Origin of the sequence: Streptomyces clavifer (assembly GCF_036345975.1) — a bacterium.
Classification (GTDB): Bacteria; Actinomycetota; Actinomycetes; order Streptomycetales; family Streptomycetaceae; genus Streptomyces; species Streptomyces clavifer.
In genome coordinates, this window is sequence record NZ_CP107793.1 from 3725163 (window position 1) to 3749878 (window position 24716).

Below are 24716 nucleotides of genomic sequence, written 5' to 3' on the forward strand. Positions count from 1 at the left end.
GGCCGGGCCCGGGCCGGGGCCCGAGGCATCCGGTCGGGGGGCCGGTCCGCCCGCGGACACGGGCCCGCCGGTCCGACCTCCGGAAGCCGTCATGGTGTGCCGGGTCCCCTGTCGGTCTCCGTCTCCTCCTCCCACCGGAGGGCGAGCGCGGTGGCCTTGCGGGCGGCCTCCGCCACCGCTTCGGCCGCGGCTTCCGGGCTCTTGCCGCTGCTCGCCATGGCCGCCGCGTACCCGACCAGGAACGTGGTCAGCGGCGCGGCGGGGCGGGCCACGCCGTGCGCGGCGTCGCGGGCGAGGTCGAGCAGGACATCGGTGTCGACGTCGAGTTCGATGCCCAGTTCGTTCTTGACTGCGGTGATCCATTCGTCCAGCACGGTCCCATGCTCCCTGATCCGCGCCCTGGCGGCAGCAATGTCTTCCCAGGTGTCGCAGTCGAACGAGGCGAGGGGGTCCGCCGCGACCGGGGCCAGGTCCAGTTCGGCCGTCAGCAGCCGCAGCGGCAGACCGGCGAGACTGCCGTGTTCGGTGGCGAGGAGAGCGAGCTCCCGCCGCAGCGGCTCGCCGCGGTAGACCGCGACCAGCGGCTGGTCCCGCCCGTCCGGATCCCTGCACAACGCGCCCTCGTGGGCTCCTGTCCCGGCGGCAGTCAGCAGCGAGCGAACCGTCGCCTGTCCCAGGAACGGCAGATCCGCGGAGAGCACGAGAACGCTCTCCGCGGTCGTGTGCCGTACCCCGGCCCCGAGCGCGGCCAACGGGCCGCCTCCTTCGGGCGCTTCGCGGGTCCAGAGGACCGGGCGCATCGTGGGGCGGCGACCGCCCACCACCACGGTGGTCCCGGCGTCGGCGCAGACGGCGAGCACCCGGTCGAGAAGCGACCGTCCACCCACCCGGAGTCCTGGCTTGTCGGCTCCCCCGAGCCGCTTCGCGGCCCCTCCGGCGAGAACGATGGCGTCATACGCGGTCATGCCCCGAGTATGCGTGCCACCCGCCCCCGCTGATTCCGCCGGGTAAGGAACTCACAGACGGCCCCGGGGTGAAGGACCCGGCGGATGAAGAGACCCGTGGGGAGCGAGGGGCTGCCGTGGATGCCCGGTCCGGCCGACGGACCGGCCGGACATCCATGCACTGCCCACGCGCCACACGGCTCCCCACCGCACCACGCCGTCGCCCATGTCCGCACCGCGTCCGCGCACCGTGTCCATGCACCGCCTCTACGCGCAGGGGCGGCTACAGCGTGCGCAGAAGCACGGCCGGCTGTTCCACGCAGTCGGCCACGTACCGCAGGAAGCCTCCCGCCGTGCCGCCGTCGCAGACCCTGTGGTCGAAGGTGAGCGAGAGCTGGACGACCTGGCGCACCGCCAGCTCCCCCTGGTGGACCCAGGGCTTGGGCACGATCCGGCCGACCCCGAGCATCGCCGCCTCCGGGTGGTTGATGATCGGGGTCGAACCGTCGACGCCGAACACGCCGTAGTTGTTCAGCGTGAAGGTCCCGCCGGTCAGCTGTGCCGGGGTCAGCTTGCCCGTCCGGGCCGCCTCGGTCAGCCGGGCGATCTCCGCACCGATCGACTCCGCGTTCCGGGAGTGCGCGTCCCGTACGACCGGAACGACCAGACCTCGCTCCGTCTGGGCGGCGAACCCGAGGTGCACCTCCGGAAGCCGCACGATCTCCCTGGCCTCCGCGTCCACGGTGGAGTTGAGCTCGGGGAACCGGGCCAGAGCCGCCGTGCAGACGCGAGCCAGCAGAGCGAGCACCGACACCTTGGGCGTCACCTCGGAAGCACCGGCTCCGTTCATCGCGGCCCTCGCCGCCATCAGCTCGGTGGCATCGGCGTCGACCCAGCACGTGGCGTCGGGAATCTCGCGCCGGCTCCGCGCCAGCTTGTCGGCGACCGCTCCCCGGACCCCACGCAGCGGAACGCGCTCACCGGCGAGAACCGAAGCCGTCCGGGCCACCGGGGCCGCAGGAGCGGAGAGTTCCTCGTCCGCCGTCCTGATCGCCGACTCGACATCGGTGCGCAGAATCAGCCCGTCGCGTCCGGAACCCACGACGCGGTGAAGGTCGAGCCCGTGCTGCCGCGCCAGCTTCCGCACCAGGGGGGAGACGACCGCCACGGGCCCCCTCGCCTCATGAGCACCGGCGACCGGAACCGACGCCGGGGAAGGAACCGGAGCCGGCACCACCACCGGAACCGCAGCCGTGACCGGGGCGGGCCTGACTCTGCGGCGGCGCGCAGCGGGTGCGCCCGTGCCGTAGCCGACCAGCACGTTGCCGGACGACTCGGTCTCCTCGGCGGCGCCGGAGCCGGAGTCGGAACCGGAAGGCACACCGGTGGCCGGCTGCCCCGCCTCCGGCGCCGTCCCGACCGCCACGGTCAGCAGCGGAGCCCCCACCGGGAGCTCCGCTCCCTCCTCGCCGAACCTCGCCGTCACCACGCCCCCGTACGGGCACGGCACCTCCACCATCGCCTTGGCCGTCTCGACCTCGACGACCGGCTGGTCGATGGCGACCACGTCGCCGACCTCCACCAGCCAGCGCACGATCTCGGCCTCGGTCAGCCCTTCCCCGAGGTCCGGCAGCTTGAATTCGAGTACCTGCGCCATCAGCCCTCGGCCTCCCACTGAAGACGGGCCACCGCGTCGAGCACCCGGTCCACGCCCGGCAGGTGGTGCCGCTCCTGCATCGGCGGCGGATACGGAATGTCGAACCCGGCCACGCGCAGCACCGGCGCCTCCAGGTGGTGGAAGCACTGCTCGGTGATCCGGGCCGCGATCTCGCCGCCCGGACCGCCGAAACCGGAGGACTCGTGGACGACCACGGCCCGGCCTGTGCGCCGCACGGACGCGGCAACGGTCTCGTCGTCGAAGGGAACGAGCGAACGCAGGTCGACGACCTCCAGGTCCCAGCCCTCGGCCGTGGCAGCCTCCGCGGCCTCCAGACACACCGGCAGGGAAGGCCCGTAGGTGATGAGGGTCGCGCTGCGCCCGGAGCGGCGGACCACGGCCCGTCCGATGGGCTCGACCGCAGCAGGCGCGTCGGGGGACCAGGCGGCCTTGGACCAGTAGAGCCGCTTGGGCTCGAGGAAGACCACCGGATCGTCGGAGGCGATGGACGCCCTCAGCAGCCCGTACGCGTCGTCGACCGTGGCCGGCATGACGACATGCAGACCCGGCGTCGCCATGTAGTAGGCCTCCGAGGAGTCACTGTGGTGCTCGACGCCGCCGATACCTCCGCCGTAGGGCACCCGCACCGTGATCGGCAGCGGCATCGCCCCCCGGGTCCGGTTGCGCATCTTGGCCACATGACTGATCAGCTGTTCGAACGCCGGATAGGCGAACGCGTCGAACTGCATCTCCACGACGGGCCGCAGCCCGTACATCGCCATGCCGACCGCCGCGCCGAGGATTCCCGCCTCGGCCAGCGGCGTGTCCGTGCAGCGGTCGTCGCCGAACTCCTTCGCCAGTCCATCGGTGACACGGAAGACCCCGCCGAGCGTGCCGACGTCCTCGCCGAGGACATGGACCGTCGGGTCCTCGGCCATCGAGTCGCGCAGCGCGCGCCCGAGGGCCTGCGCCATGGTGGCCGGCTTGGCCCTGCCGGTCCGCTCCCCGGCCGCCGCCGCAACGGTCGTCATCGCACGTCCTCCGCGCCGCTCTCGTCGTGCCGGTCGTGCTCGGCGTCCAGCTCGACCCGCAGCCGGGCGGCCTGCTCACGCAGCTGCCCGGTCTGTTCCTCGTAGACATGGGAGAAGAGATCCATCGGGTCGAGCACCGGATCGGCGTTCATCTGCTCGCGCAGGCCCGCCGCCATACGCTCCGCAGCCTCCCGCACGGTGCGGACGCCGTCCTCGTCCAGCAGCCCCCGCCCGGTCAGCTCCCGCTCCAGCAGCAGGATCGGATCGTGCGCACGCCACGCCTCCACCTCGCTGTCCACCCGGTACCTGGTGGCGTCGTCCGCGTTCGTATGGGCGTCCATGCGGTAGGTCACCGCCTCGACCAGCGTCGGCCCCTCGCCACGTCTGGCACGCGCCATCGCGTCGGCGAGCACCTCGTGCACCGCGGCCGCGTCGTTGCCGTCGACCAGCCGGCCCGGCATCCCGTACCCCACCGCCTTGTGCGCGAGCGACGGCGCAGCGGTCTGCTTGGCCAGGGGGACGGAGATCGCGAAGCCGTTGTTCTGCACGAGGAAGACCACGGGGGCCCGCCAGACGGCCGCGAAGTTCAGTGCCTCGTGGAAGTCGCCCTCGCTCGTGCCGCCGTCGCCGACCATGGCGAGTGCCACCACGTCGTCGCCCTTGAGCCGTGCCGCGTGCGCCAGGCCGACGGCGTGCGGCAGCTGTGTGGCCAGCGGGGTACAGAGCGGGGCGATGCGGTGCTCACGCGGGTCGTACCCGGTGTGGCGGTCCCCTCGGAGCAAGGTCAGCGCCTCTACGGGGTCCAAGCCGCGCGCCACCGCGGCGAGGGTGTCGCGGTAGCTGGGAAAGAGCCAGTCCCGCTCCTCCAGCACGAGGGCCGCCGCGATCTCGCAGGCCTCCTGGCCGGTGCTCGACGGATACACCGCGAGCCGGCCCTGCTTGGTCAGGGCGGTGGCCTGGGCGTTGTAGCGGCGGCCCCGCACCAGCTCGGCGTAGAGCCGCAGCAGGAGCTCGGGATCCGCTCCGGCCGCCGCCTCCGTACCGAGCACGCGGTACGGCTCGGGGTCCGGGAGCAGCGGCGCGGGGTCGGTGAGCGGCTTCCAGGCCGGGGGCGGCGTGGGCCGGTAGGCGGCTGCGCCGGGCAGCTCTTGGACCGTCATGACAAGCACCTCCTGGCATCGAGATATATCGAGGGGTGTCGAAATCTGCAGGAATGTCGACGCTTGGGCTCGGCACCGGTGTGGTGTGCCTCACCTACCGATTGTTCGGTCGCCGGCGCAATTTGGCTACAGGCGCGGTCAGCCTGTGGACAAACGGTTCTCCACAGCCTGGGATGGATACAGGTCGTCCACAACAGGGAGGCACCGGCAGATGGCAGCTGAACGAATGGCCGACAAGGGCGGGGAACCGGGCCAGGTTCCGCCCGCGCGACCGCTGGACTCCGTCGACCGGGCGATCCTCCGCATCCTGCAGACGGACGGCCGGGCCTCCATAAGGGCGGTCGCCGAACGCGTCCACGTCTCCCGGGCGAACGCGTACGCCCGGATCAACCGGCTCGTCGAGGACGGCGTGATCCGGGGTTTCAGCGCACGGGTGAATCACGAGCGGGCGGGACAGGGGGCTTCCGCCTACATCACACTGAAGATCGTCCAGAATTCATGGCGCACCGTGCGCGAAGAGCTCCAGGCGCTGCCGGGTGCCACCCACATCGCCCTGGTCAGCGGGGACTTCGACGTCCTGCTCCTGGTCCACACCCCGGACAACCGGGCACTGCGCGAGCTGGTCCTGACGAGGATCCAGGCCATACCGGAGGTGCTCTCGACCCGCACACTGCTGGTGTTCGAGGAGACCGATCCGGGCCCCCACCCCGACCGCCCGACCGAGCTCGGCTGAGCCGGAACGCACGCACGGGCCCGGTCACCCACCGGGCGAACGGACGGTTCAGCCGGCACCCGGTGCCGGGCTCAGCGGCTGGCCCTCATGCCCTCGAACGCCAGCTGGACGACCGTGTCGGCCAGCTGCTCCCGCTCAGGGGATCCGCCGGGCTGCGGGCGGTACCACTCGACCAGGGAGTTCACCATCCCGAAGATCAACCGGGTGGCCATGCGTATGTCCACGTCGGCGCGAAGGTCCCCCTCCGCCACCGCGGCCTTGAGCAGTTCGGACACCCGCTGGTCGAACTCGCGCCGCCGCTCCAGGGCCCAGCGCTCGGTCTTCGTGTTGCCGCGCACGCGCAGCAGCAGCGTGACGTACGGCAGCTCGTCCATCAGCACCTCGACGGTCCGGCGCGTGACGTATTCGACCTGCGCGACGGCCCGCCCCTGCGTCGCACCCGGCTCGTCGAGGATGCCGAACAGCCCGTCGAGCGCCCGGCTCACCGCCCGCCTCAGCAGTTCTTCCTTGCCCGCCACGTGGTGGTAGATGGACGACTTGGAGATGCCCGCCGCCCGGGAGAGGTGCTCCATGGATGTGCCGTCGTAACCGCGCTCGTTGAAGACACGGACGGCGACGGCGAGGAGGGTCTCCGGGGTGTACGTGTCCCGCTTGGGCGTGGTCATGTCCGCGATCCTCCCCCATGAGTTGTCCACAGGTTCCTTGGGGCCCCTTGTCCCGACCGATCGTTCGGTTACTCTAACTCCGTCCGCACATCCCTGCCCGGCTCGACGAGGAGTTGGTCCGTCATGGCCGCCGTGCTTTCCCCCGAGAAGCTGTCCGAGACCCACCGCCGCACGCTCGACCAGGCCCTCGAAGCGATCCGTACGCGCGGCTACTGGTCGCCGCACCCCGAGCACCCCAAGGCCTACGGCGAGGGCGGCCTCCCCGGCAGCCTGGGCGCGGCCGAGGGCAAGGCCGCGTTCGACGCCGTGCTGCACACCCGGCTCGACCTCGGCCAGCCCGGCACCGACGGCTGGACCGGCGGGGAGGTGTCGCCGTACGGACCCGAGCTCGGGGTCGAGTACCCCCACGCGGAGCTGGACGTCCTGCTCCCGGCGATGAGCGCCGGCATGGGCGCATGGCGCTCGGCGGGCCCGGAGACCAGGGCCCTGGTCTGCCTGGAGATCCTCGCCCGGATCAGCGCCCGCACCCACGAGCTGGCGCACGCCGTGATGCACACGAGCGGGCAGGCCTTCGTGATGGCGTTCCAGGCCGGCGGCCCGCACGCCCAGGACCGCGGTATGGAGGCGGTGGCGTACGCGTACGAGGAGCAGGTGCGCACGCCCGGGGCAGTCGACTGGTCGAAGCCCCAGGGGAAGCGGGATCCGCTCCAGCTGCACAAGTCGTACACGGCGGCCGGGCGGGGCATCTCTCTGCTGATCGGCTGCAACACCTTCCCCACGTGGAACGGCTACCCCGGCCTCTTCGCCTCTCTGGCGACGGGCAATCCGGTCCTGGTCAAGCCGCACCCCCGGGCGGTCCTGCCGCTCGCCCTGACGGTCCGGCTGGCGCGCGAGGTCCTGTCCGAGGCGGGCTTCGACCCGAATCTGGTCGCGCTCGCGGCGGAGCGGCCCGGCGAGGGCATCGCCAAGACCCTGGCGGTACGGCCCGAGATCAGGATCATCGACTACACGGGCTCCACCGCCTTCGGCGACTGGCTGGAGGCCAACGCCCGGCAGGCCCAGGTCTACACGGAGAAGGCAGGCGTCAACACCGTCGTCGTCGACTCCACGGACGACTACCGCGGCATGCTCTCCAACCTGGCCTTCTCGCTCTCCCTCTACAGCGGCCAGATGTGCACCACCCCGCAGAATCTGCTCATCCCCCGCGGCGGCATCACGACCGAGGCGGGCACCAAGTCCTACGAGGACGTGGTGGCGGACATCGCCGAGGCCGTCAACGCACTGCTGGGCGACGACGCCCGGGCCAACGGACTGCTCGGCGCCCTGGTGAACCCGGACGTGAAGGCCCGCCTGGAAGCGGCAGCGGACCTGGGAGACGTCGCGCTCGCCTCGCGTGCGGTGGCCAACCCCGACTTCGCCGACGCGGTGGTGCGTACGCCGGTCATCGTGAAGCTCGACGGCACGAAGCCCGATGACGGGGCGGCCTACCTCTCGGAGTGCTTCGGCCCGGTCTCGTTCGCGGTCGCCGTCGATACGACCAGTGACGCGCTGGACCTGCTCCGCCGCACGATCCGGGAGAAGGGGGCGATGACCGTCGGCGCGTACACCACGTCGGCGGAGGTGGAGCAGGCCCTGGAAACCGTCTGCTTCGACGAGTCGGCCCAGCTCTCGCTCAACCTCACGGGCGGGGTCTTCGTGAACCAGACGGCGGCGTTCTCCGACTTCCACGGTTCGGGCGGCAACCCGGCAGCCAACGCGGCGCTGTGCGACGGAGCCTTCGTGTCCAACCGCTTCCGGGTGGTGGAGGTCCGCCGCCAGGCCTAGAGCACCGGGCGGACCGGGCGGTGGTGGTCCGCCGCCCCACCGGACCACCACCGGCGGACCGTGGAGCGGGATCCGCTCCACCGGTCCGCCGGTCACCCGCCCCGCGGGTCCGGGATGTCCGCGTACCGCTGCACCCAGGCGTGCATCGCGATGGCCGCCGCGGCACCGGCGTTGATCGACCGCGTCGAACCGAACTGCGCGATCGAGCAGACCATCGAGGCGTGCGCGCGCGCTCCGTCCGTCAGGCCGGGCCCCTCCTGCCCGAACAGCAGCACACACCGCCGCGGCAGCTCCGTCCGCTCCAGCGGGACAGCACCGGGAAGGTTGTCGATGCCGATGATCGGCAGCCCTTCCGCCTCCGCCCAGGCGGTCAGGTCCGCCGTGTCGGGGTGGTGCCGCACATGCTGGTAGCGGTCGGTGACCATCGCCCCCCGCCGGTTCCAGCGACGCCGCCCCACGATGTGGATCTCCTTGGCGAGGAAGGCGTTGGCCGTACGTACGACCGACCCGATGTTGAAGTCGTGGCTCCAGTTCTCCACCGCCACGTGGAAGTCGTGCCGCCGCAGGTCGAGATCGGCGACGATCGCCTCCCGCGTCCAGTACCGGTAGGCGTCGCCCACGTTGCGCCGGTCGCCCTGGGCGAGCAGCTCGGGGTCGTAGCGCTCCCCCTCGGGCCAGGGCGCCGGGTGCGGCCCGACACCGATCTCGTTGCCGTACCCGTCGTCGTACTGCATGGGATCCGCCGGGGAATCGGGCGTCGCCGCCGCCCCGGGCCCTTCGGTCGCCCGGGGCTCTTCTGTACTGCCGGTCTCGCTGGTCACCCGACGAGCGTATGGCCACCGCCGGCACCGGTCCGCGCCGCCTCCTGTTCGTCCGCGTCCGCCCGGCGCGGCCCCGGCACCACGGCCTTGCCCCGACGACGGGAGGAGAGCCGCTGCCGGCCGAGCGCCACCTTGCCGCCCAGCCACACCAGGAAGACCGTCGGCAGGAAGACCGCATCGGCGGCGATCATCGCCATCGAGAAGAACGGCAGTCCGAGCAGCACGGCGATCCCGGCGTGCTCGCCGATCATGACGACCAGCAGGACGTTCTTGACCCGACGGTTGAACAGCGTGAACGGGAAGGCGACCTGCACGATGACCGTGGCATACGTCAGCACCATGACCGCGAGCGCACTGGAGGCGAGAAGCCCGGAGAGGCCGGGCCACGGGGTGAAGTAGTCCAGTTTGAGCGGGTAGTAGAGCGCGGTGCCGTCCTGCCAGCGGGAGCCCTGGATCTTGTACCAGCCGGCGGTCGCGTAGATCAGGCAGACCTCAGCCATGATCACGACGAGGCCGGCGTTGTGGGCGAGGTTGGCCAGGACATCGAGCAGGGTGCGCAGTTCATGGTCGGGGGCGCGACGGTTCAGGGCCCACCACGCGCCATTGCCCAGCCACAGCACCCACAGGAGGGACGGCAGCCACCAGGTACCACCGAGCCCGCCCAGCACGGTGGCCGGGACCAGCACCAGGCCGAGCACGGCCCACAGGGCGGGGCCGGCGACGTCCCGTGCGGGCCGGCTGTCGGCCGCGAGTCGCGCCGCGTTCCGTGCGGCTCGGCGTGCGTCCAGGGACCACACCCGCGCACAGCGCGTCAGCACCAGGTAGATCGCCAGCAGGTGGATGACGTTGTCACCGCCGTCACCCATGAAGATGCTGCGGTTTTGGAGCGAGAGCACCCCGGTCATGAACAGGACGGACGTCGCACGGGTCCGCCAGCCGACCATGAGCAGCGCGGCCGACACCAGGGTGAGCGCGTACACGATCTCGAACCAGATCGCGCTCTGCGACCACATGAGAACCGTGAAGGAGTCGTTGTTGCTGATCAGCCGACGAGCCATGTCCCACTGCCAGGGGCCGTCGGGGCCGTACAGCTCACGCCTGTGCGGCAGCTCGCGCAGCAGGAACAACAGATACGTGGCCGAGACGCCGATCCGGACGACAGCGCTCTGGTAGGTGCCGAGGGGCACGGCAGTCACGCGCTGGACGGCGCGGGCCGCTGAGGACGGGGACGGGCTGTCCCCGGTGGTGCCGCGGTCCTGGACGGGGGCGCTCACTTCTCCGCCTCCTCACCGCGTGAAGCCTGGTCTTCCCCGGCCTGGGCGGGGAGATCGGCCGATGTGACGGTCCACCACGGGAGGACCCGGTAGTTCGGCTTGGTGTTGATCTTCTCGTTACTCCAGGGCGGGGCACCGACGGATCGCACGGAGGACCGCACCTGGATGCGCTCCACGGTGCCGCCGTAGTCGTGATCGGACAGGCGCAGCATCACGATCCGGCGGATGTAGCGCTCGGACAGTTCGCCGCGGAGGCCGTTGGCGCGGTTCTCGTCGGTGTGCGAACCGGTGTAGAAGTCCCAGGCGCGCCGCAGCTCGTTCTGGTGGACGTGGCTGGGCAGGGGGTTGCCGCGTATCGCCTCGCCGTCCTCGTGCGTCAGGCTCATCCAGCGCGTGGTGGTGCGGCCGTCGGCACCGGCCACCTCGGCCCGTACGTGCACGTAGATGTTCTGCTGGAGCGGATTGGGGGCGAACAGCTTCCAGTTCTGCTCGAACTCCGGATAGATCCAGTCGTCGACCACTTCGCCGTGCTGCTTCGTCAGCGTGTTGGACGGGGCGACGTGCAGAAAGACCATGGCCAGGTGTCCACAGGCCAGGAGGCCCATGACGGACAGCGCCAGTGCTGCGGTGATCTGGTAGGGAAGCGAGAGCGCGGCTATCCCACCGCCCGCGCGGTGCACGGCGGGCCCGGCACCGGCGCCCGAGGCCGGATCGTCCGCCGGTGCGTCGGAAGGCGTGTCGCGGCCCGACGCCGAGCCCGGTATCCCGGGGGGTACGGCGTCGGCGTCCGCCCGGCCGTCCCCGCCTTCCGCCGACGGGGCGCTGGTGCCCGGTCCACCGTCCGGACCTGCGGCGGGGTGACTGGTCACCTCCGGCCAGGCGGCCTTCTTCTCGCTTCCGGCGCGCCCACCGTGGTCCGAATCCATCCCGCCCCGATCACCGTCGATCACCACTCAGTTATCCACAGGGTTGACACCCTACGGGCCTCCGACTCACCATTGAAGTCAAGGAACCGAACGATCGGTCGGTAGGGAGCCCGGGATGGCGGCAGTGACTGCGGACCAGAGGACGCAGGGGACAGCGGGCACGGTGGACGAGGCCGCGGCCGCGGCGCTCACGGCGGCGTTCGACGCCGCCGTGGCCGCCGACGACCGGATCGAGCCGCGGGACTGGATGCCCGACGCGTACCGGGCCTCACTGGTCCGTCAGATGGCCCAGCACGCCCACTCCGAGATCATCGGAATGCAGCCCGAGGCCAACTGGATCACGCGGGCACCCTCGCTGCGCCGCAAGGCGATCCTGATGGCGAAGGTGCAGGACGAGGCAGGACACGGCCTGTATCTGTACAGCGCCGCCGAGACGCTGGGTACCAGCCGCGAGGAGATGCTCGACAAGCTGCACGCGGGCAGGCAGCGCTACTCGTCCATCTTCAACTACCCGACGCTGACCTGGGCGGACGTCGGTGCGATCGGCTGGCTGGTGGACGGCGCCGCGATCACCAACCAGGTCCCCCTGTGCCGCTGCTCGTACGGCCCGTACGCCCGGGCGATGGTCCGGATCTGCAAGGAGGAGTCCTTCCACCAGCGACAGGGGTACGAGCTGCTGCTCGCCCTCAGCCGGGGGACCGCCGCACAGCACGAGATGGCGCAGGACGCGGTGAACCGCTGGTGGTGGCCCTCGCTGATGATGTTCGGCCCGCCCGACGACGCTTCGGCACACTCGGCCCAGTCGATGGCCTGGAAGATCAAGCGGCACTCGAACGACGAGCTGCGCAGGCGTTTCGTCGACATCTGCGTGCCGCAGGCCCAGGCGCTGGGCCTCACCCTCCCGGACCCCGACATCCGGTGGAACGAGGAGCTCGGACAGCACGACTACGGAGCGATCGACTGGACGGAGTTCCAGGAGGTCCTCAAGGGCAACGGCCCATGCAACGAACAGCGTCTCGCTCAGCGGCGCGCAGCCCATGAAGAGGGCGCCTGGGTGCGCGACGCGGCGGCGGCCTACGCAGAGAAGCACACGGCACGGCCCGGTGCGTCCGGGGCGACCGCACATCCCGTGGAGGCGACCGCATGAGCAGCTCGACCGACTGGCCGCTGTGGGAGGTGTTCGTGCGCTCACGGCGCGGGCTGTCGCACACCCACGCGGGCAGCCTGCACGCACCGGACGCCGAGATGGCCCTGCGCAACGCACGCGATCTCTACACGCGCCGGTCCGAGGGCGTCTCCCTCTGGGTGGTCCCGTCCACGGAGATCACCGCTTCCTCGCCGGACGAGAAGGACTCGTTCTTCGAGCCCGCCGGGGACAAGCCCTACCGCCACCCCACCTTCTACGAGATCCCGGAAGGGGTGAAGCACCTGTGAGCGCGGCGCTCGCCCTCGGGGACGACGCGCTGGTGCTGTCGCACCGGCTGGGGGAGTGGGCGGGTCACGCCCCCGTGCTGGAGGAGGAGGTGGCCCTCGCCAATATCGCCCTGGACCTGCTGGGGCAGGCCAGGATGCTGCTCTCGTTCGTCGGGGACGAGGACGAGCTGGCCTTCCTCAGGGAGGAGCGCTCCTTCCGCAACCTCCAGCTCGTGGAGCAGCCGAACGGCGACTTCGCCCACACCATCGCCCGCCAGCTCTACTTCTCCGTCTACCAGCACCTGCTGTACGAGCGGCTGGCAGCCGGCGAGGGTGAGTTCGCGGATCTCGCGGCCAAGGCGGTCAAGGAGGTCACGTACCACCGTGACCACGCGGAGCAGTGGGTCCTGCGGCTCGGCGACGGCACCGCGGAGAGCCACGAGCGGATGCAGCGCGGTCTGGACGGGCTGTGGCGTTTCACCGGCGAGCTCTTCGAGCCCGTCGAGGGCGTCGACGTCGACTGGCAGGCGCTGCGCGACGGCTGGCTGGCAGCCGTCACCTCCGTCGTCGAGCGGGCCACCCTGACGCCCCCCTCAGGCCCGCAGTCCGGGGCCTGGGCGGCGGGGGCGGGCCGTCAGGGCCTGCACACCGAGCCGTTCGGCAAGATGCTGGCCGAGATGCAGCATCTGCACCGCAGCCACCCGGGGGCGTCATGGTGACCGAAACCCTGCTGGAGGCGGAGCTCCACCGGCTGGCGGGCTCCGTGCCCGACCCGGAGCTCCCCGTCCTCACCCTGGACGAGCTCGGTGTGCTCCGCGGTGTGCGGGTGCACGGCCCGGACAAAGTCACCGTGCAGCTCACACCTACGTACACCGGCTGCCCCGCGATCGAGGCCATGTCCGCCGACATCGAGCGGGTACTGCACGAGCACGGCGTGGCGGAGGTCTCCGTGGTCACGGTGCTCGCGCCGGCCTGGTCGACGGACGACATCAGCGACGAAGGGCGGCGCAAGCTCGCAGAGTTCGGGATAGCACCGCCACGGCACAGTGGCGGGCCCGGCGGCCCGGTACCGCTGACGCTCTCGGTGCGCTGCCCGCACTGCGGCTCGACCGACACGGAGCTGCTGAGCCGGTTCTCCTCCACGGCGTGCAAGGCGTTGCGTCGCTGTGTGGACTGCCGGGAGCCGTTCGACCACTTCAAGGAGTTGTAGATGTTCCATCCGCTCCGGGTCAGCGCGATCGAACGGATCACGGACGATGCGGTGGCCGTCACCTTCGCCGTGCCGCCCGAGCTGCGCGAGACCTTCCGGCACACACCCGGCCAGCACCTGAACGTGCGCTACACCGTCGGGGGTGAGGAGATCCGCCGGTCGTACTCGATCTGCGCACCGGCCACCGAAGGGCCGGGCGATCCCGTGCTGCGTGTGGGCATCCGCCTGGTCGACGGCGGCGCCTTCTCCACGTACGCACTCAAGGAGCTGGCGGTCGGAGATCGGGTGGAGGCGATGGCCCCCATGGGCCGCTTCGTCCTAGCCCCGCGCCCAGGCCTCTTCGCGGCGGTCGTCGGCGGCAGCGGCATCACTCCGGTCCTGTCGATCGCGGCCACGCTCCTGGCCCGTGAGTCCCTGGCGCGCTTCTGTCTGGTCCGCAGTGACCGGACCGCGGCATCGACCATGTTCCTCGACGAGGTGGCCGACCTGAAGGACCGCTACCCGGACCGCTTCCAGCTGGTGACCGCCCTGTCCAGGGAGGAGCAGGCTGCCGGGCTTCCGTCCGGCCGGCTGGACCGCGAGCGACTCACCGGGCTGCTCCCCGCGCTCCTCCCCGTGCCCGATGTGGACGGCTGGTTCCTGTGCGGACCCTTCGGTCTGGTCAAGGGAGCGGAAGACGCCCTGCGGGCACTGGGGGTCGACCGGTCGCGCATCCACCAGGAGATCTTCCACGTGGCCGACGAAGGGACGGATACGCCCCCGCCCGCCCTGACCGGCGCACCGGCGCAGAGCACCCTCACGGCGACGCTCGACGGCCGCTCGGGCAGCTGGCCGGTCCAAAGCGGCGAGTCGCTGCTGGAGACGGTGCTGCGGAGCCGCTCGGACGCCCCCTACGCCTGTAAGGGAGGTGTGTGCGGGACCTGCCGTGCGTTCCTCGTCTCGGGCGAGGTGAGGATGGACCGCAATTTCGCACTGGAACCGGAGGAGACCGGGGCAGGGTTCGTACTCGCCTGCCAGTCGCACCCCGTCACCCCGGACGTGGAGCTCGACTTCGACCGCTGAAGAGGCCCACCGCGAACGGTCCGGCCGCTTCCTGCCCCGCGCCGCACAGCCCAGCAGCCCCGCACCGGCTCGGCGCGGGGCTGCTGTGTCACGGCCGCTGGCGCTGCCTGTCACCGGCGGACCTGCCGGACAGCGGCCCCTGCCACGCCTGCCGGAGCACTCGGAGCGTGATGCTCAGAGAACGAAAGCCGGGTTCCCGTTGTCCGCGACCATCGGGCGCCCTGCGCCGTCCCAGGCGAGCATCCCGCCGTCGATGTTCACGGCGTCGATGCCCTGCTGCACCAGATACTGGGTGACCTGGGCCGACCGGCCGCCGACCCGGCACATCACATGGACACGACGGCCGTCTTCGGCTGCCTCGGTCAGCTCACCGAAGCGGGCCACGAAGTCGCTCATGGGGATGTGCAGCGCACCATCGACATGTCCGGCTGCCCATTCGTCGGCCTCCCGCACGTCCAGCACGAAGCCGTCCGACGGCACGGCCGCGACATCCACCGAGGGAAGCGGAGCGAAATTCATGGGTCATGCCTTCTCTCGTACGTACGCGCCACGGTCACCGGAAACGCTACTGCACCAGGCCCGCCAGCTCGTCCTCCCGCTGGGACACCTCGGCCAGAAGCTTCTCGCCGATGTCGTCCAGCAGCAGGTCGGGGTCGTCAGGTGCCATCCGCAGCATCGAGCCGATCGCGCTCTCCTCCAGCTCCTTGGCGAGGACGGTGAGCAGCTCCTTGCGGCGGCTGAGCCATTCCAGCCTGGTGTAGAGCTCCTCGCTCTCGCTCAGCTGCAGCTCCGGCGCCACCGGCCCTGCCGCCCACTCCCCCGCCAGTTCCTTCAGCAGGGCCACGTCACCCCGTCCGTAGGCCGCGTTCACCCGGGCGATGAACTCGTCCCGCCGTGTCCGCTCCTTCTCGTCCGGCGCGAGGTCCGGGTGAGCCTTGCGGGCCAGCTCCCGGTAGAGCTTGCGCGCCTCCTCACTCGGCCTGACCCGCTTGGGCGGCCTGACCGGCTGCTCCGTCAGCATGGCCGCGGCCTCGGGCGAGAGTCCGTCGGAGTCCATCCAGTCGTGGAAGAGCTCGTCGACCCCGGGCATCGGCATGACCATCGCCCGGGCGTCCTGCGCCTTGCGCAGATCCTCCGGATCACCGGTCCTCGCGGCCCGGGCCTCCGCGATCTGCGCATCGAGCTCGTCGAGGCGTGCGTACATCGGGCCGAGCTTCTGGTGGTGGAGCCGGGAGAAGTTCTCGACCTCCACGCGGAAGGTCTCCACCGCGATCTCGAACTCGATCAACGCCTGCTCGGCCACCCGGACAGCCCGCGCCAGCCGCTCCTCGGGCCGGGGCGCGCCGGATTCACCCGCAGGCCCACCCGCCGCGCCGTCGGCCGCACCGGCAGGCCCGCCTGCGGTTGCACCGGCAGCGGCGTCACCGGTGGAGGCATCAGCCTGCGGCGCATCGTGCGGACCGCTCCGCAGATCGCCCGGCGACGCATGCCGCGGCTCGTCCTGCCGGCTCTGGTCCTGCCGGTCTTCGTCGTTCCGGGTGGTCGGCACCCCGGCGGCTTCGTGGGTCACTCGTCCAGCGTATGGCCACGGCCGCCACCAGAGAGACGCGCGGTGGCCACCAGGCCCGTCAGACGCCGAGCTCGGCGGCTATTCGCCCGGCCCGGACGGCCCGTACGAGCTCCGCGTGGTCCGCCTCGGTCCGGTCCGCGTACGTCACCGCGAAATCGGCAACCGCGTCGTCCAGCTCGGCGTTCTTCCCGCAGTAGCCGGCGAGAAGCCGGGGGTCGGCGCTGTGCGCGTGGGCCCGGGCCAGCAGCGCACCGGTCATCCGCCCGTAGTCGTCCACCTCGGCCGCCGAGAGAGCGGCGGGGTCCACGCTGCCCTTGCGGTTCCTGAACTGGCGCACCTGGTACGGCCTGCCGTCGACCTCGGCCCATCCGAGCAGCATGTCGCTGACGACCTGCATGCGCTTCTGTCCGAGCACCACCCTGCGCCCCTCGTGCACCACCTCCGGCGCATCGAAGCCGACCCGGGGAAGATACGGCGAGAGCGCCGAAGGACGGGCTTCCTTCACCTGCAGGACCAGCGGCTCACCACGGTGGTCGAGCAGCAGCACCACGTACGACCGGGTCCCCACGCTGCCCGTACCGACCACGCGGAACGCCACGTCGTGGATCGCGTAACGGGCCAGAAGCGGAACCCGGTCCTCGGAAATCGTCCCGAGGTAGCCCTCGAGCCCCGCCGCGACCGCGGCGGCCTCGGCGTCAGGCACCCGGCGCAGCACGGGCGGCGCGTCGACGAAACGGCGTCCGCCGTCCTCGCACTCCTCCGTGGACCTGGCGGCGAACCGGGCACTCGTGTTGTTGCGGGCCTTCGCCGACACCCGCTCCAGCGTCCCGAGCAGGTCCCGCGCATCGGTGTACGAGACGAGCTCCTCGTCCGCGATGGCGTTCCACGCGTCCAGTGCGGGCAGCCCTGCCAGCAGGCGCATCGTGCGCCGGTACGCGCCCACCGTGTCGTACGCGCCCTGTCGGCAGGTGTCCTCGTCCGCACCGGCCAGGCGGCCCACGAGGACGAGCGAGGTGGCGAGCCGCTTGAGGTCCCACTCCCACGGACCGAAGACGGTTTCGTCGAAGTCGTTCAGATCGATGACCAGATTTCCGCGCGCGTCGCCGTACAGGCCGAAGTTGGCCGCGTGCGCGTCACCGCAGAGCTGCGCGCCCACGCCCGTGACCGGCGTTCCCACCAGGTCGTGGGCCATCAGCCCCGCGGATCCGCGCAGAAAGGCGAACGGGGTCGCAGCCATCCGCCCCACCCGCATCGGTGTCAGCCCGGGCACCCGGCCGACGCCGGACTCCTCTACCGCCTGCACGGCGTCGGGCCGGCCGGAGGGCAGGACCAGCGAGCTGTGCGACGACCGCGGCACCTTGTGCCGCAACGCCTTTCCTGCCGCCTTCGGGGACCCCGCTGCCGGCCCCCCGGACCCCCGCCCGGCCCGCTGCGCGAACCCGGGAACAACCGGAATGCGCAGGTCTCCCGCTGCCGTCCGCTGTACCGGCCCCGTCGCATCGACTCCGCTCATGGAGCGCCGCCTCCCCCGCCTTGTTCATCCGCTGTGTCCAACATCAATTGCGGATGACGTTACCGCCGCCCCGCAAGAGCCGTCTGCCCCTGTGGACAACCCCGGGGAGCAGCCTGTGGACAACTCCCCGAGCCCTGCACCCCCATCTGAGAACGGAACAGCCGGAAGGGACGCGACCGGGCAGAAGGACGGTTCACACCCCGACCGTCTCCTCCATCTCCTCCTCGGCATCGGGCCTCACCGAACCGGTACCGGGCCCCTCCGAGCCGGGCCTGCCCCCCGCAGAAGCGGAACTCTCCCGGGCGGACCTCTCCGGCGCGGAACTCTCCGTGCCGGAGAGGTCCGGAGCGGACGGAGCCTCCGTCAGCCGTGAGGCGGCCGGACGGCCGCGCCCCGCGGCCTCGTGGCGCCACCTCGCTTCGGCCAGGCCGGCCACGCCCATGGCAGCCAGCCCCGCCGCGAACCAGACGACCAGGACCAGCACATGGTCACCCAGTCCATGGCCCCCGAAGTACACGTGGCTGCGCACCCCTTCGAGGAAGCCCGCACCGTTCCAGAAGGCGTGGAGGGATCCGAAGAACCCGGGCTGGAGCTCGGGCCGGAAGACACCGCCGGAACTCGTGAAGTTGAGCATGACGAACAGCACCATCACGCCGAGCGTCGTCCACCGCTTGAGGAAGGTGTGCAGCCCGACCCCGATCAGCAGGATTCCCGCCGAATAGAGCCACGCCATGGCCCAGAGGCCGCCCAGCCCGTGGTCCACAAGGCCGAACAACGGTCCGGCGAACGCCGCTCCGATCGCACTGACCACGAGCGAGGCCCCGAACGCCAGCGCGGCCCTGAGCCGCAGTGCCAGCACCGCGCCGGCACCACCGATCACCGCGACCGACGCGTACGACCCAATGCTGACGGCCACCAGCAGGAAGAAGAGCCCCTGGCCGGTCGGATCCCCGTCCGCCGTCGGCGCCACGTCCGTCACCTCGAGGGGGGCTCCCTGACCGGCGGCAACGTCGGTGAAGACCTTCTGGACCACTGTGGCGCTGGTGTCCGACGAGGCGGTGGCGACCAGCAGCCGGGGGGTCTTTCCCGGCAGATACGCGCCGAAGCTCTGCTGCGTCCTCAGATGGTTCACCGCGGTGTCGCGGTCGGCTACCGTACGCACACTCAATGCACCGTCGCCCCTGTCCTGCAAGGTCTGCGCAAACACGTGGGCGCTTGCCCCCGAGCCGACGACGTCCACCCTCAGGTCGTGTGGCTCCGGGGCGTGAAAGGCACCCAGGTAGGCGAGTCCCATGCCGACGCACATCAGCAGCGGCGTTACGAGATGGCTGAGCACATGACGCAGCGCACCGGCAGAGGTGCCGGACGCTCCATTCGGACCTGCGGACATGCGGCCGGTCCCTCCAATAGTTGGCTTTTACAACTCCCTATTCGTTGTAGCATACAACTAACTTTCGAGAAAGGTGATTCCGTGGCAGGCGCCCCCCGGGAACGCGAGGAGTCGCTGGATGTCATCCAGCGCGAACTGACCGCCTTCGCCCGCCGCGCACGCGCAGCAGCGGCACGACTCCACCCGGATCTGCCCCTGGTCTCGTACACACTGCTCGCCCACATCGACCACCGGCAGGGTTGCCGCGCAACAGATCTGGCCGCGCACTACATGCTGGACAAGTCGACCGTCAGCCGGCAGGTCGCGACCCTGGAGAAGCTCGGCCTGGTCGAACGCCACCCGGACCCCGACGACCACCGCATCCAGGTCCTGCATCCCACGACTGCCGGCGTCCGGGCCCTGGCGTCGACCCAGGCCAGCCGCCGCGCCGCCTACCGGGAACGCCTCGGCGAGTGGACGGCGGACGACCTCGCCCGGTTCGCGGAGTACCTGTTGCGCTACAACGCGACGGGCGACGGTACCGATCCGCGATAGAGGGGCATCCGCTCCGCCGCCGGACCTACCCGTGGCCGTTCAGCAGCCTCCGGGCTCCCGCAGGTACACGTCCGCCCACCGCCCCATCTCCTCGAGCGCCGGCCCCATGGCGGCACCGGCCTCCGTCAGGCGATAGGAGACCCGCAGCGGGGGCCCCTCGTCGACCTCGCGCACCACGAGCCCGGCGGTACCCAGCTCGGAGAGCCGGTCCGAGAGCATGCGCTCGCTGATGCCAGGAATCGCCCGCCGCAGATCCGCGAAGTGCACCGGCTGCCGCATCAGTACCGAGACGATCGGGCCGGTCCAGCGCTTCCCGAACAGCTCGAAGACGCGACTGATACCCACATCCACCCGCCGACAGGCCTGCTCGCTGTGATCCGCCATGCCCTCAGGGTACTGCGCCCACGTGAGGGGCTTACGAAAAGTAAGGGACTGTGTTATCAATAGGTACGCACGAAACATGAGTGGTGCACTGCGGAGCGGCGACGTGAACACGCAGCCCGGGACCGCCCCTACTGATTCATTGGAGAACCCCATGGCCACGCTTCTGCATCTCGACTCCGCCGTATTCCCCCAGGGCTCCGCTTCCCGCGACGTGACCGCCGCGTTCGTCGAAGCCTGGCGCGAGCAGCACCCCGACGGAGAGGTCGTCTACCGCGACCTTGCCGCCGAACCCCTGCCCCACCTGGACGCCTCGGCCGTCGTCGCCGGAGCCGAAGACGCACTGCGCGCAGAACTGGCCGCCGAACTGGCCTCGGCGGACGCCGTACTGATCGGCGCACCGATGTACAACTTCTCCATCCCGTCCACGCTGAAGGCATGGCTGGACCAAGTGATCATCGTGGGCCACAACGCCGGCCCCGACAGCCCCGTCGCCGGCACATCCGTCACCGTCGTGGCCAGCCGCGGCGGTTCGTACGCGCCCGGCACCCCGCGCGAAGACTTCGAGTTCGTCCAGAACTACCTGGAGAAGGTACTGACGGGCATGCTGGGGGCCGAAGTCGATTTCATCGTCCCGGAGTTGACGCTGGCCCACTCCAAGCCCGAGATGGCCGAGCTGATTCCGCTCGCGGATGCCTCCCGGGCCAAGGCGTTCACCGACGCCGAGGAGAAGGCCAAGTCACTCGCCGTGCGCCTCGCCGGCTGACGTACGCACATCCCCGGGCCACGAGTCCGGACGGAGCGAGGAGGCGGGGGAAGACCGGGGCCGCAGCGAGAGACCGACGCTGCGCCCCAGTTCCCGGACCCCCGAACCACCCGATACGGCGCGGACCAGACGTTTCACGTGAAACAGGCGGGCCGCACCCACAGGCAGACCGGCAGACCGGATCCTCTCCCTGGCACACGACGGCAGGCAACAACGCCCGACAGTCCCGGGACGACCAGGCAGGCCGACTGACCTACGGGGCACTTCCACCGCCCCGACAGACGGCCGACCGGCGAACAGGGGCACACTTCGGACCGACGGCCCCTCTGCGCCGACGGTCCCCGCACAACGAAGAACCCCCGCCCCGGATCTCTCCGGGGCGGGGGTTCTGTCGAACCAACCCGGCAGTTGCAAGCAACTGCCCGTTGTGCGCGAGGGGGGATTTGAACCCCCACGTCCCTAAGGACACTGGCACCTGAAGCCAGCGCGTCTGCCGTTCCGCCACTCGCGCATGAGTGGTGTTTTCAGACCTTCACACCGTGTGGTGCGATCGCCTGGCGACAAACGGAAGATTAGCACGCTGGGCAGGGTGGATTCACATCCGTTGTTTCGCCCGACCCACGAGGGGAACCGGGAACGCGGGAAGCCCGCCCCCACTCCTCCAGAGTGCACCCGGAGTGCGGGACACTGTCAGGAGAGCACCTCTACGATCCGTGTGAGAGGTGACACTCGTCCACTGTGCAGACAAGGGGAACCAGCCGATTTCCCGACGCGTGGATACGATCAGCAAGCAGTACAGGGATGACGACACCGGAGGAGGTGCCCCATGGGAGTCATGAAGCGTTTCGAGCAGCGTCTCGAAGGTCTGGTCAACGGCACCTTCGCCAAGGTCTTCAAGTCCGAGGTGCAGCCGGTCGAGATCGCCGGAGCCCTGCAGCGCGAGTGCGACAACAACGCAACGATCTGGAACCGCGAGCGGACCGTCGTCCCCAACGACTTCATCGTCGAGCTCAGCACCCCCGACTACGAGCGCCTCAGCCCGTACTCGGGTCAGCTCGGCGACGAGCTGTCGGGCCTCGTACGGGACTACGCCAAGCAGCAGCGGTACACCTTCATGGGACCGATCAAGGTCCATCTGGAGAAGGCCGACGACCTCGACACGGGGCTCTACCGGGTACGCAGCCGGACCCTGGCATCGAGTTCGTCACAGCAGGGACAGCAGAGCGACCCTGCTCCTCACGCAGCCCCGAACCGGCCCTCCGCCCCGCAGGGGCAGGGCGGTTACGGCTACCCGCCGGCCTCCCCTCCGCCCATGCCCGCGGCCCCGCCGCCGGGCTCCGGGCGCCCTGGAGGCCCGGCGGGCGACTGGCGTCCCCCGGCGGCGTCCGGCCCCGCGCCGGACGCGCAGGTGAGGCGCTGGATCGAGATCAACGGCAACCGCCATCAGATCTCCCGCCCGACGTTGGTGATGGGACGAAGCACCGACGCCGACGTGCGGATCGACGACCCCGGCGTATCGCGCCGGCACTGTGAGATCCGGACCGGAACGCCCTCGACGATCCAGGATCTAGGGTCCACCAACGGCATCGTGGTGGACGGGCAGCACACAACCCGCGCTACGCTCCGCGACGGCTCGCGGATCGTCGTGGGCAGCACCACCATCGTTTACCGGCAAGCCGAAGGGTGAAGCGGGGGCAATGTCAGAGCTGACCCTGACGGTCATGCGGCTAGGTTTCCTGGCTGTTCTGTGGCTATTCGTAATCGTGGCCGTACAGGTCATTCGCAGCGACCTGTTCGGAACGCGCGTCACGCAGCGCGGCTCACGCCGCACTGCCAACGAGACGCGCCCCCAACAGGCTCGCCAACAGCAGGCAGCGCCGCCTCAGCAGCGCCAGCAGCCCGGGCGCCAGCGCCGCGGGGCACCGACAAAGCTGGTCGTCTCCGAAGGCACGCTCACCGGCACCACCGTCGCCCTCCAGGGCCAGACCATCACCCTGGGCCGGGCGCACGACTCAACGATCGTGCTGGACGACGACTACGCGTCCAGCAGGCATGCCAGGATCTACCCCGATCGTGACGGCCAGTGGATCGTCGAGGATCTCGGGTCCACCAACGGCACCTATCTCGACCGGACCCGGCTCACCACCCCGACCCCTGTTCCGCTGGGCGCGCCGATCCGCATCGGCAAGACCGTCATCGAGCTGCGGAAGTAGTACGACAATGAGCGAGCGGAGCGAGCGAGCCGCGGCGGTCCTGACGAAGGAACCCGCCCGGCTCCCGACCGGAGGGTGGGCAGTGTGGCTCGAGACCGGCTGTACCCCGAGCCGACGGGCGAGGTGCGCATGAGCTTGTCCCTGCGCTTCGCCGCCGGATCGCACAAGGGCATGATCCGGGAAGGCAATGAGGACTCCGGCTACGCCGGTCCCCGCCTTCTCGCCATCGCCGACGGCATGGGCGGTCAGGCGGCGGGCGAGGTCGCCAGCTCCGAGGTGATCTCGACCCTCGTCCAGCTCGACGACGACGTGCCCGGCTCCGACATCCTCACGGCGCTCGGCACGGCGGTCCAGCGGGCCAACGACCAACTGCGTGTCATGGTCGAGGAGGACCCCCAGCTGGAGGGCATGGGCACGACGCTCACCGCCCTGCTCTGGACCGGACAGCGCCTCGGCCTCGTCCACGTCGGCGACTCCCGCGCCTACCTGCTCCGCGACGGCGTACTGACGCAGATCACCCAGGACCACACCTGGGTGCAGCGCCTCGTCGACGAGGGCAGGATCACCGAGGAGGAAGCCACCACCCACCCGCAGCGCTCCCTGCTGATGCGGGCACTGGGCAGCGGCGACCACGTCGAACCCGACCTCTCCGTCCGTGAGGTCCGGGCGGGCGACCGTTACCTGATCTGCTCGGACGGACTCTCCGGCGTCGTCTCGCACCAGACGATGGAAGAGACCCTGGCCAGCTACCAGGGCCCGCAGGAGACGATCCAGGAGCTCATCCAGCTCGCTCTGCGCGGTGGCGGCCCCGACAACATCACCTGCATCGTCGCCGACGTCCTGGACGTCGACAGCAACGACACCCTGGCCGGGCAGCTCACCGACACCCCGGTCATCGTCGGAGCCGTCGCCGAGAACCAGGCCGCCCAGCTGAGCGACGGCGGAGCCATGGAGACCCCCGCGGGTCGCGCGGCCGGCCTCGGCCGCACCGTCCCGCCACCCGCCGGAGGCTTCGGCCCGCCCGGCAGCGGCGACGACATGGGTTACGGCTCCGGTCCCGACGGCGCCTTCGACTCCTACGCCGATGACGACTTCGTGAAACCCCGTGGCGGCCGGAGGTGGCTGAAGCGGTCGTTCTACATCGTTCTGGCGCTGGCCGTCATCGGCGGTGGCGTGTACGGCGGCTACCGCTGGACCCAGACGCAGTTCTACGTGGGCGCGAAGGACGAGAACGTCGCGCTGTACCGCGGGATCAGCCAGGACCTCGCCTGGGTCTCGCTCTCGAAGGTCGAAGAGAGCACCGAGATCGAACTGAAGTACCTCCCGCCCTACCAGCGCAAGCAGGTCGAGGCGACGATCGCCGAGGGCAACCTCACTGATGCCCGCAAGAAGGTCGGCGAGCTCGAAGCGCAGGCCTCCGCCTGCAAGAAGGACGCCCAGCGTCGGGCTGCCGAAGCGGACAGCACTGCCGCCGAGGACCAGAGCAAGAAGCCCGACACCGCCGACAGCACTTCCGCCACTTCCCCCGCCGAGGGGACCAAGACGACCGCGACTCCCACTCCCGGCCCCAGCCTCTCGGAGGAAGAGAAGAAGCTGGTCCCGCAGTGCGGTAAGCAGTAAAGCCGTAGG

25 protein-coding genes and 1 tRNA gene are annotated in these 24716 nt (G+C 70.6%); 12 read left to right on the plus strand and 14 right to left on the minus strand.

What is annotated here, in order from left to right:
• Nucleotides 1-89 precede the first annotated feature (89 nt).
• From OG927_RS16015 to pdhA, 4 genes are all read right to left on the minus strand, one after another.
• Nucleotides 90-965, minus strand: a complete 876-nt coding sequence (locus OG927_RS16015) for an NTP transferase domain-containing protein (RefSeq protein WP_056793209.1) — start codon at nt 963-965, stop codon at nt 90-92.
• Nucleotides 966-1227: 262 nt separating this feature from the next.
• Nucleotides 1228-2601, minus strand: a complete 1374-nt coding sequence (locus OG927_RS16020; RefSeq protein ID WP_330320355.1) for a dihydrolipoamide acetyltransferase family protein — start codon at nt 2599-2601, stop codon at nt 1228-1230.
• Nucleotides 2601-3632 carry an alpha-ketoacid dehydrogenase subunit beta gene (locus OG927_RS16025; RefSeq protein WP_330320356.1) on the minus strand — a complete coding sequence of 344 codons (1032 nt, stop codon included), beginning with the start codon at nt 3630-3632 and terminating at the stop codon, nt 2601-2603. The genes OG927_RS16020 and OG927_RS16025 overlap by 1 nt, the downstream gene beginning before the upstream one ends.
• The gene (pdhA, locus tag OG927_RS16030) at nt 3629-4792 is read right to left on the minus strand and encodes a pyruvate dehydrogenase (acetyl-transferring) E1 component subunit alpha (protein WP_056793206.1); all 1164 of its coding nucleotides are present in this window, start codon (nt 4790-4792) and stop codon (nt 3629-3631) included. Before pdhA ends, OG927_RS16025 begins: the two co-directional genes overlap by 4 nt.
• Nucleotides 4793-5003: 211 nt before the next feature.
• Here pdhA and OG927_RS16035 point away from each other — a divergent pair, with 211 nt between their 5' ends.
• Nucleotides 5004-5525, plus strand: coding sequence for an Lrp/AsnC family transcriptional regulator (locus tag OG927_RS16035; RefSeq protein WP_107103284.1), 522 nt, complete (start codon nt 5004-5006; stop codon nt 5523-5525).
• A 71-nt stretch (nt 5526-5596) separates the two neighbouring features.
• Here OG927_RS16035 and OG927_RS16040 read toward each other — a convergent pair whose 3' ends face one another.
• Nucleotides 5597-6190 carry a TetR/AcrR family transcriptional regulator gene (locus OG927_RS16040; protein ID WP_330320357.1) on the minus strand — a complete coding sequence of 198 codons (594 nt, stop codon included), beginning with the start codon at nt 6188-6190 and terminating at the stop codon, nt 5597-5599.
• 123 nt (nt 6191-6313) lie between these two features.
• Between OG927_RS16040 and paaN the strand changes: the two genes are divergently transcribed.
• Nucleotides 6314-8014, plus strand: coding sequence for a phenylacetic acid degradation protein PaaN (gene paaN, locus OG927_RS16045; protein WP_330320358.1), 1701 nt, complete (start codon nt 6314-6316; stop codon nt 8012-8014).
• 92 nt (nt 8015-8106) lie between these two features.
• Here the strand turns inward: paaN and OG927_RS16050 are convergent, their stop codons facing one another.
• From OG927_RS16050 to OG927_RS16060, 3 genes are read right to left on the minus strand one after another with little or no spacing between them, the layout of a single operon-like run.
• Nucleotides 8107-8835 (minus strand): TrmH family RNA methyltransferase, encoded by a 729-nt coding sequence (locus tag OG927_RS16050; protein WP_330320359.1) that lies wholly within the window; start codon nt 8833-8835, stop codon nt 8107-8109.
• Complete coding sequence (locus tag OG927_RS16055; protein WP_056793201.1) at nt 8832-10109, minus strand: HTTM domain-containing protein; 1278 nt, start codon at nt 10107-10109, stop codon at nt 8832-8834. The genes OG927_RS16050 and OG927_RS16055 overlap by 4 nt, the downstream gene beginning before the upstream one ends.
• On the minus strand, nt 10106-11035 hold the full coding sequence (locus OG927_RS16060) for a DUF5819 family protein (protein WP_330320360.1): 930 nt from the start codon (nt 11033-11035) through the stop codon (nt 10106-10108). Before OG927_RS16060 ends, OG927_RS16055 begins: the two co-directional genes overlap by 4 nt.
• A 115-nt stretch (nt 11036-11150) precedes the next feature.
• On the opposite strand from OG927_RS16060, the gene paaA reads away from it, so the two are divergent.
• Genes paaA through OG927_RS16085 form a run of 5 tightly spaced genes read left to right on the plus strand, consistent with a single transcriptional unit; the run spans nt 11151 to nt 14720 of the window.
• Nucleotides 11151-12182, plus strand: a complete 1032-nt coding sequence (gene paaA, locus OG927_RS16065) for a 1,2-phenylacetyl-CoA epoxidase subunit PaaA (RefSeq protein ID WP_056793200.1) — start codon at nt 11151-11153, stop codon at nt 12180-12182.
• On the plus strand, nt 12179-12469 hold the full coding sequence (gene paaB, locus OG927_RS16070; protein WP_031090474.1) for a 1,2-phenylacetyl-CoA epoxidase subunit PaaB: 291 nt from the start codon (nt 12179-12181) through the stop codon (nt 12467-12469). Before paaA ends, paaB begins: the two co-directional genes overlap by 4 nt.
• Complete coding sequence (paaC, locus tag OG927_RS16075) at nt 12466-13167, plus strand: 1,2-phenylacetyl-CoA epoxidase subunit PaaC (protein ID WP_330320361.1); 702 nt, start codon at nt 12466-12468, stop codon at nt 13165-13167. The genes paaB and paaC overlap by 4 nt, the downstream gene beginning before the upstream one ends.
• Nucleotides 13161-13658 carry a 1,2-phenylacetyl-CoA epoxidase subunit PaaD gene (paaD, locus tag OG927_RS16080; RefSeq protein ID WP_056793197.1) on the plus strand — a complete coding sequence of 166 codons (498 nt, stop codon included), beginning with the start codon at nt 13161-13163 and terminating at the stop codon, nt 13656-13658. Before paaC ends, paaD begins: the two co-directional genes overlap by 7 nt.
• Nucleotides 13659-14720, plus strand: coding sequence for a 2Fe-2S iron-sulfur cluster-binding protein (locus tag OG927_RS16085; RefSeq protein ID WP_330320362.1), 1062 nt, complete (start codon nt 13659-13661; stop codon nt 14718-14720).
• A gap of 174 nt (nt 14721-14894) precedes the next feature.
• Here the strand turns inward: OG927_RS16085 and OG927_RS16090 are convergent, their stop codons facing one another.
• The 4 genes from OG927_RS16090 to OG927_RS16105 form a co-directional block, all read right to left on the minus strand.
• Nucleotides 14895-15239 carry a rhodanese-like domain-containing protein gene (locus OG927_RS16090; RefSeq protein WP_056793195.1) on the minus strand — a complete coding sequence of 115 codons (345 nt, stop codon included), beginning with the start codon at nt 15237-15239 and terminating at the stop codon, nt 14895-14897.
• Between the two features lie 46 nt (nt 15240-15285).
• Nucleotides 15286-16290, minus strand: a complete 1005-nt coding sequence (locus tag OG927_RS16095; protein ID WP_056793194.1) for a J domain-containing protein — start codon at nt 16288-16290, stop codon at nt 15286-15288.
• Nucleotides 16291-16348: 58 nt separating this feature from the next.
• A complete protein-coding gene (locus OG927_RS16100) occupies nt 16349-17803 on the minus strand; it encodes a DUF2252 domain-containing protein (RefSeq protein ID WP_079099592.1) in 1455 nt (484 codons plus the stop codon).
• A 193-nt stretch (nt 17804-17996) separates the two neighbouring features.
• Complete coding sequence (locus tag OG927_RS16105; protein ID WP_056793193.1) at nt 17997-19193, minus strand: ABC-2 transporter permease; 1197 nt, start codon at nt 19191-19193, stop codon at nt 17997-17999.
• A gap of 81 nt (nt 19194-19274) precedes the next feature.
• On the opposite strand from OG927_RS16105, the gene OG927_RS16110 reads away from it, so the two are divergent.
• Nucleotides 19275-19727, plus strand: coding sequence for a MarR family winged helix-turn-helix transcriptional regulator (locus tag OG927_RS16110; protein WP_056793192.1), 453 nt, complete (start codon nt 19275-19277; stop codon nt 19725-19727).
• Between the two features lie 39 nt (nt 19728-19766).
• On the opposite strand, the gene OG927_RS16115 is transcribed toward OG927_RS16110, so the two are convergent.
• Nucleotides 19767-20111, minus strand: coding sequence for a winged helix-turn-helix transcriptional regulator (locus tag OG927_RS16115; protein WP_079099593.1), 345 nt, complete (start codon nt 20109-20111; stop codon nt 19767-19769).
• A 151-nt stretch (nt 20112-20262) separates the two neighbouring features.
• On the opposite strand from OG927_RS16115, the gene OG927_RS16120 reads away from it, so the two are divergent.
• Nucleotides 20263-20874: an FMN-dependent NADH-azoreductase gene (locus OG927_RS16120; protein ID WP_056793190.1), complete on the plus strand. Its 612-nt coding sequence runs from the start codon at nt 20263-20265 to the stop codon at nt 20872-20874.
• Between the two features lie 428 nt (nt 20875-21302).
• Here the strand turns inward: OG927_RS16120 and OG927_RS16125 are convergent.
• Nucleotides 21303-21385: transfer RNA gene (locus tag OG927_RS16125), tRNA-Leu, on the minus strand.
• A gap of 315 nt (nt 21386-21700) precedes the next feature.
• Between OG927_RS16125 and OG927_RS16130 the strand changes: the two genes are divergently transcribed.
• The 3 genes from OG927_RS16130 (at nt 21701) to OG927_RS16140 (ending at nt 24707) form a co-directional block, all read left to right on the plus strand.
• Entirely contained in the window at nt 21701-22561 is an 861-nt protein-coding gene (locus OG927_RS16130) for an FhaA domain-containing protein (protein ID WP_056793189.1), read from the plus strand.
• Between the two features lie 10 nt (nt 22562-22571).
• Nucleotides 22572-23087 (plus strand): FHA domain-containing protein FhaB/FipA, encoded by a 516-nt coding sequence (locus OG927_RS16135; RefSeq protein ID WP_056793188.1) that lies wholly within the window; start codon nt 22572-22574, stop codon nt 23085-23087.
• Nucleotides 23088-23216: 129 nt separating this feature from the next.
• A complete protein-coding gene (locus OG927_RS16140; RefSeq protein WP_056793577.1) occupies nt 23217-24707 on the plus strand; it encodes a Stp1/IreP family PP2C-type Ser/Thr phosphatase in 1491 nt (496 codons plus the stop codon).
• Nucleotides 24708-24716 lie beyond the last annotated feature (9 nt).

Coding starts and splice junctions, on each gene's coding strand:
- OG927_RS16015 (WP_056793209.1), bottom strand. CDS start 965: ATGACCGCGTATGACGCCATCGTTCTCGCCGGAGGGGCCGCGAAGCGG.
- OG927_RS16020 (WP_330320355.1), bottom strand. CDS start 2,601: ATGGCGCAGGTACTCGAATTCAAGCTGCCGGACCTCGGGGAAGGGCTG.
- OG927_RS16025 (WP_330320356.1), bottom strand. CDS start 3,632: ATGACGACCGTTGCGGCGGCGGCCGGGGAGCGGACCGGCAGGGCCAAG.
- pdhA (WP_056793206.1), bottom strand. CDS start 4,792: ATGACGGTCCAAGAGCTGCCCGGCGCAGCCGCCTACCGGCCCACGCCG.
- OG927_RS16035 (WP_107103284.1), top strand. CDS start 5,004: ATGGCAGCTGAACGAATGGCCGACAAGGGCGGGGAACCGGGCCAGGTT.
- OG927_RS16040 (WP_330320357.1), bottom strand. CDS start 6,190: ATGACCACGCCCAAGCGGGACACGTACACCCCGGAGACCCTCCTCGCC.
- paaN (WP_330320358.1), top strand. CDS start 6,314: ATGGCCGCCGTGCTTTCCCCCGAGAAGCTGTCCGAGACCCACCGCCGC.
- OG927_RS16060 (WP_330320360.1), bottom strand. CDS start 11,035: ATGGATTCGGACCACGGTGGGCGCGCCGGAAGCGAGAAGAAGGCCGCC.
- paaA (WP_056793200.1), top strand. CDS start 11,151: ATGGCGGCAGTGACTGCGGACCAGAGGACGCAGGGGACAGCGGGCACG.
- paaB (WP_031090474.1), top strand. CDS start 12,179: ATGAGCAGCTCGACCGACTGGCCGCTGTGGGAGGTGTTCGTGCGCTCA.
- paaD (WP_056793197.1), top strand. CDS start 13,161: ATGGTGACCGAAACCCTGCTGGAGGCGGAGCTCCACCGGCTGGCGGGC.
- OG927_RS16085 (WP_330320362.1), top strand. CDS start 13,659: ATGTTCCATCCGCTCCGGGTCAGCGCGATCGAACGGATCACGGACGAT.
- OG927_RS16090 (WP_056793195.1), bottom strand. CDS start 15,239: ATGAATTTCGCTCCGCTTCCCTCGGTGGATGTCGCGGCCGTGCCGTCG.
- OG927_RS16100 (WP_079099592.1), bottom strand. CDS start 17,803: ATGAGCGGAGTCGATGCGACGGGGCCGGTACAGCGGACGGCAGCGGGA.
- OG927_RS16105 (WP_056793193.1), bottom strand. CDS start 19,193: ATGTCCGCAGGTCCGAATGGAGCGTCCGGCACCTCTGCCGGTGCGCTG.
- OG927_RS16115 (WP_079099593.1), bottom strand. CDS start 20,111: ATGGCGGATCACAGCGAGCAGGCCTGTCGGCGGGTGGATGTGGGTATC.
- OG927_RS16120 (WP_056793190.1), top strand. CDS start 20,263: ATGGCCACGCTTCTGCATCTCGACTCCGCCGTATTCCCCCAGGGCTCC.
- OG927_RS16130 (WP_056793189.1), top strand. CDS start 21,701: ATGGGAGTCATGAAGCGTTTCGAGCAGCGTCTCGAAGGTCTGGTCAAC.
- OG927_RS16135 (WP_056793188.1), top strand. CDS start 22,572: ATGTCAGAGCTGACCCTGACGGTCATGCGGCTAGGTTTCCTGGCTGTT.
- OG927_RS16140 (WP_056793577.1), top strand. CDS start 23,217: ATGAGCTTGTCCCTGCGCTTCGCCGCCGGATCGCACAAGGGCATGATC.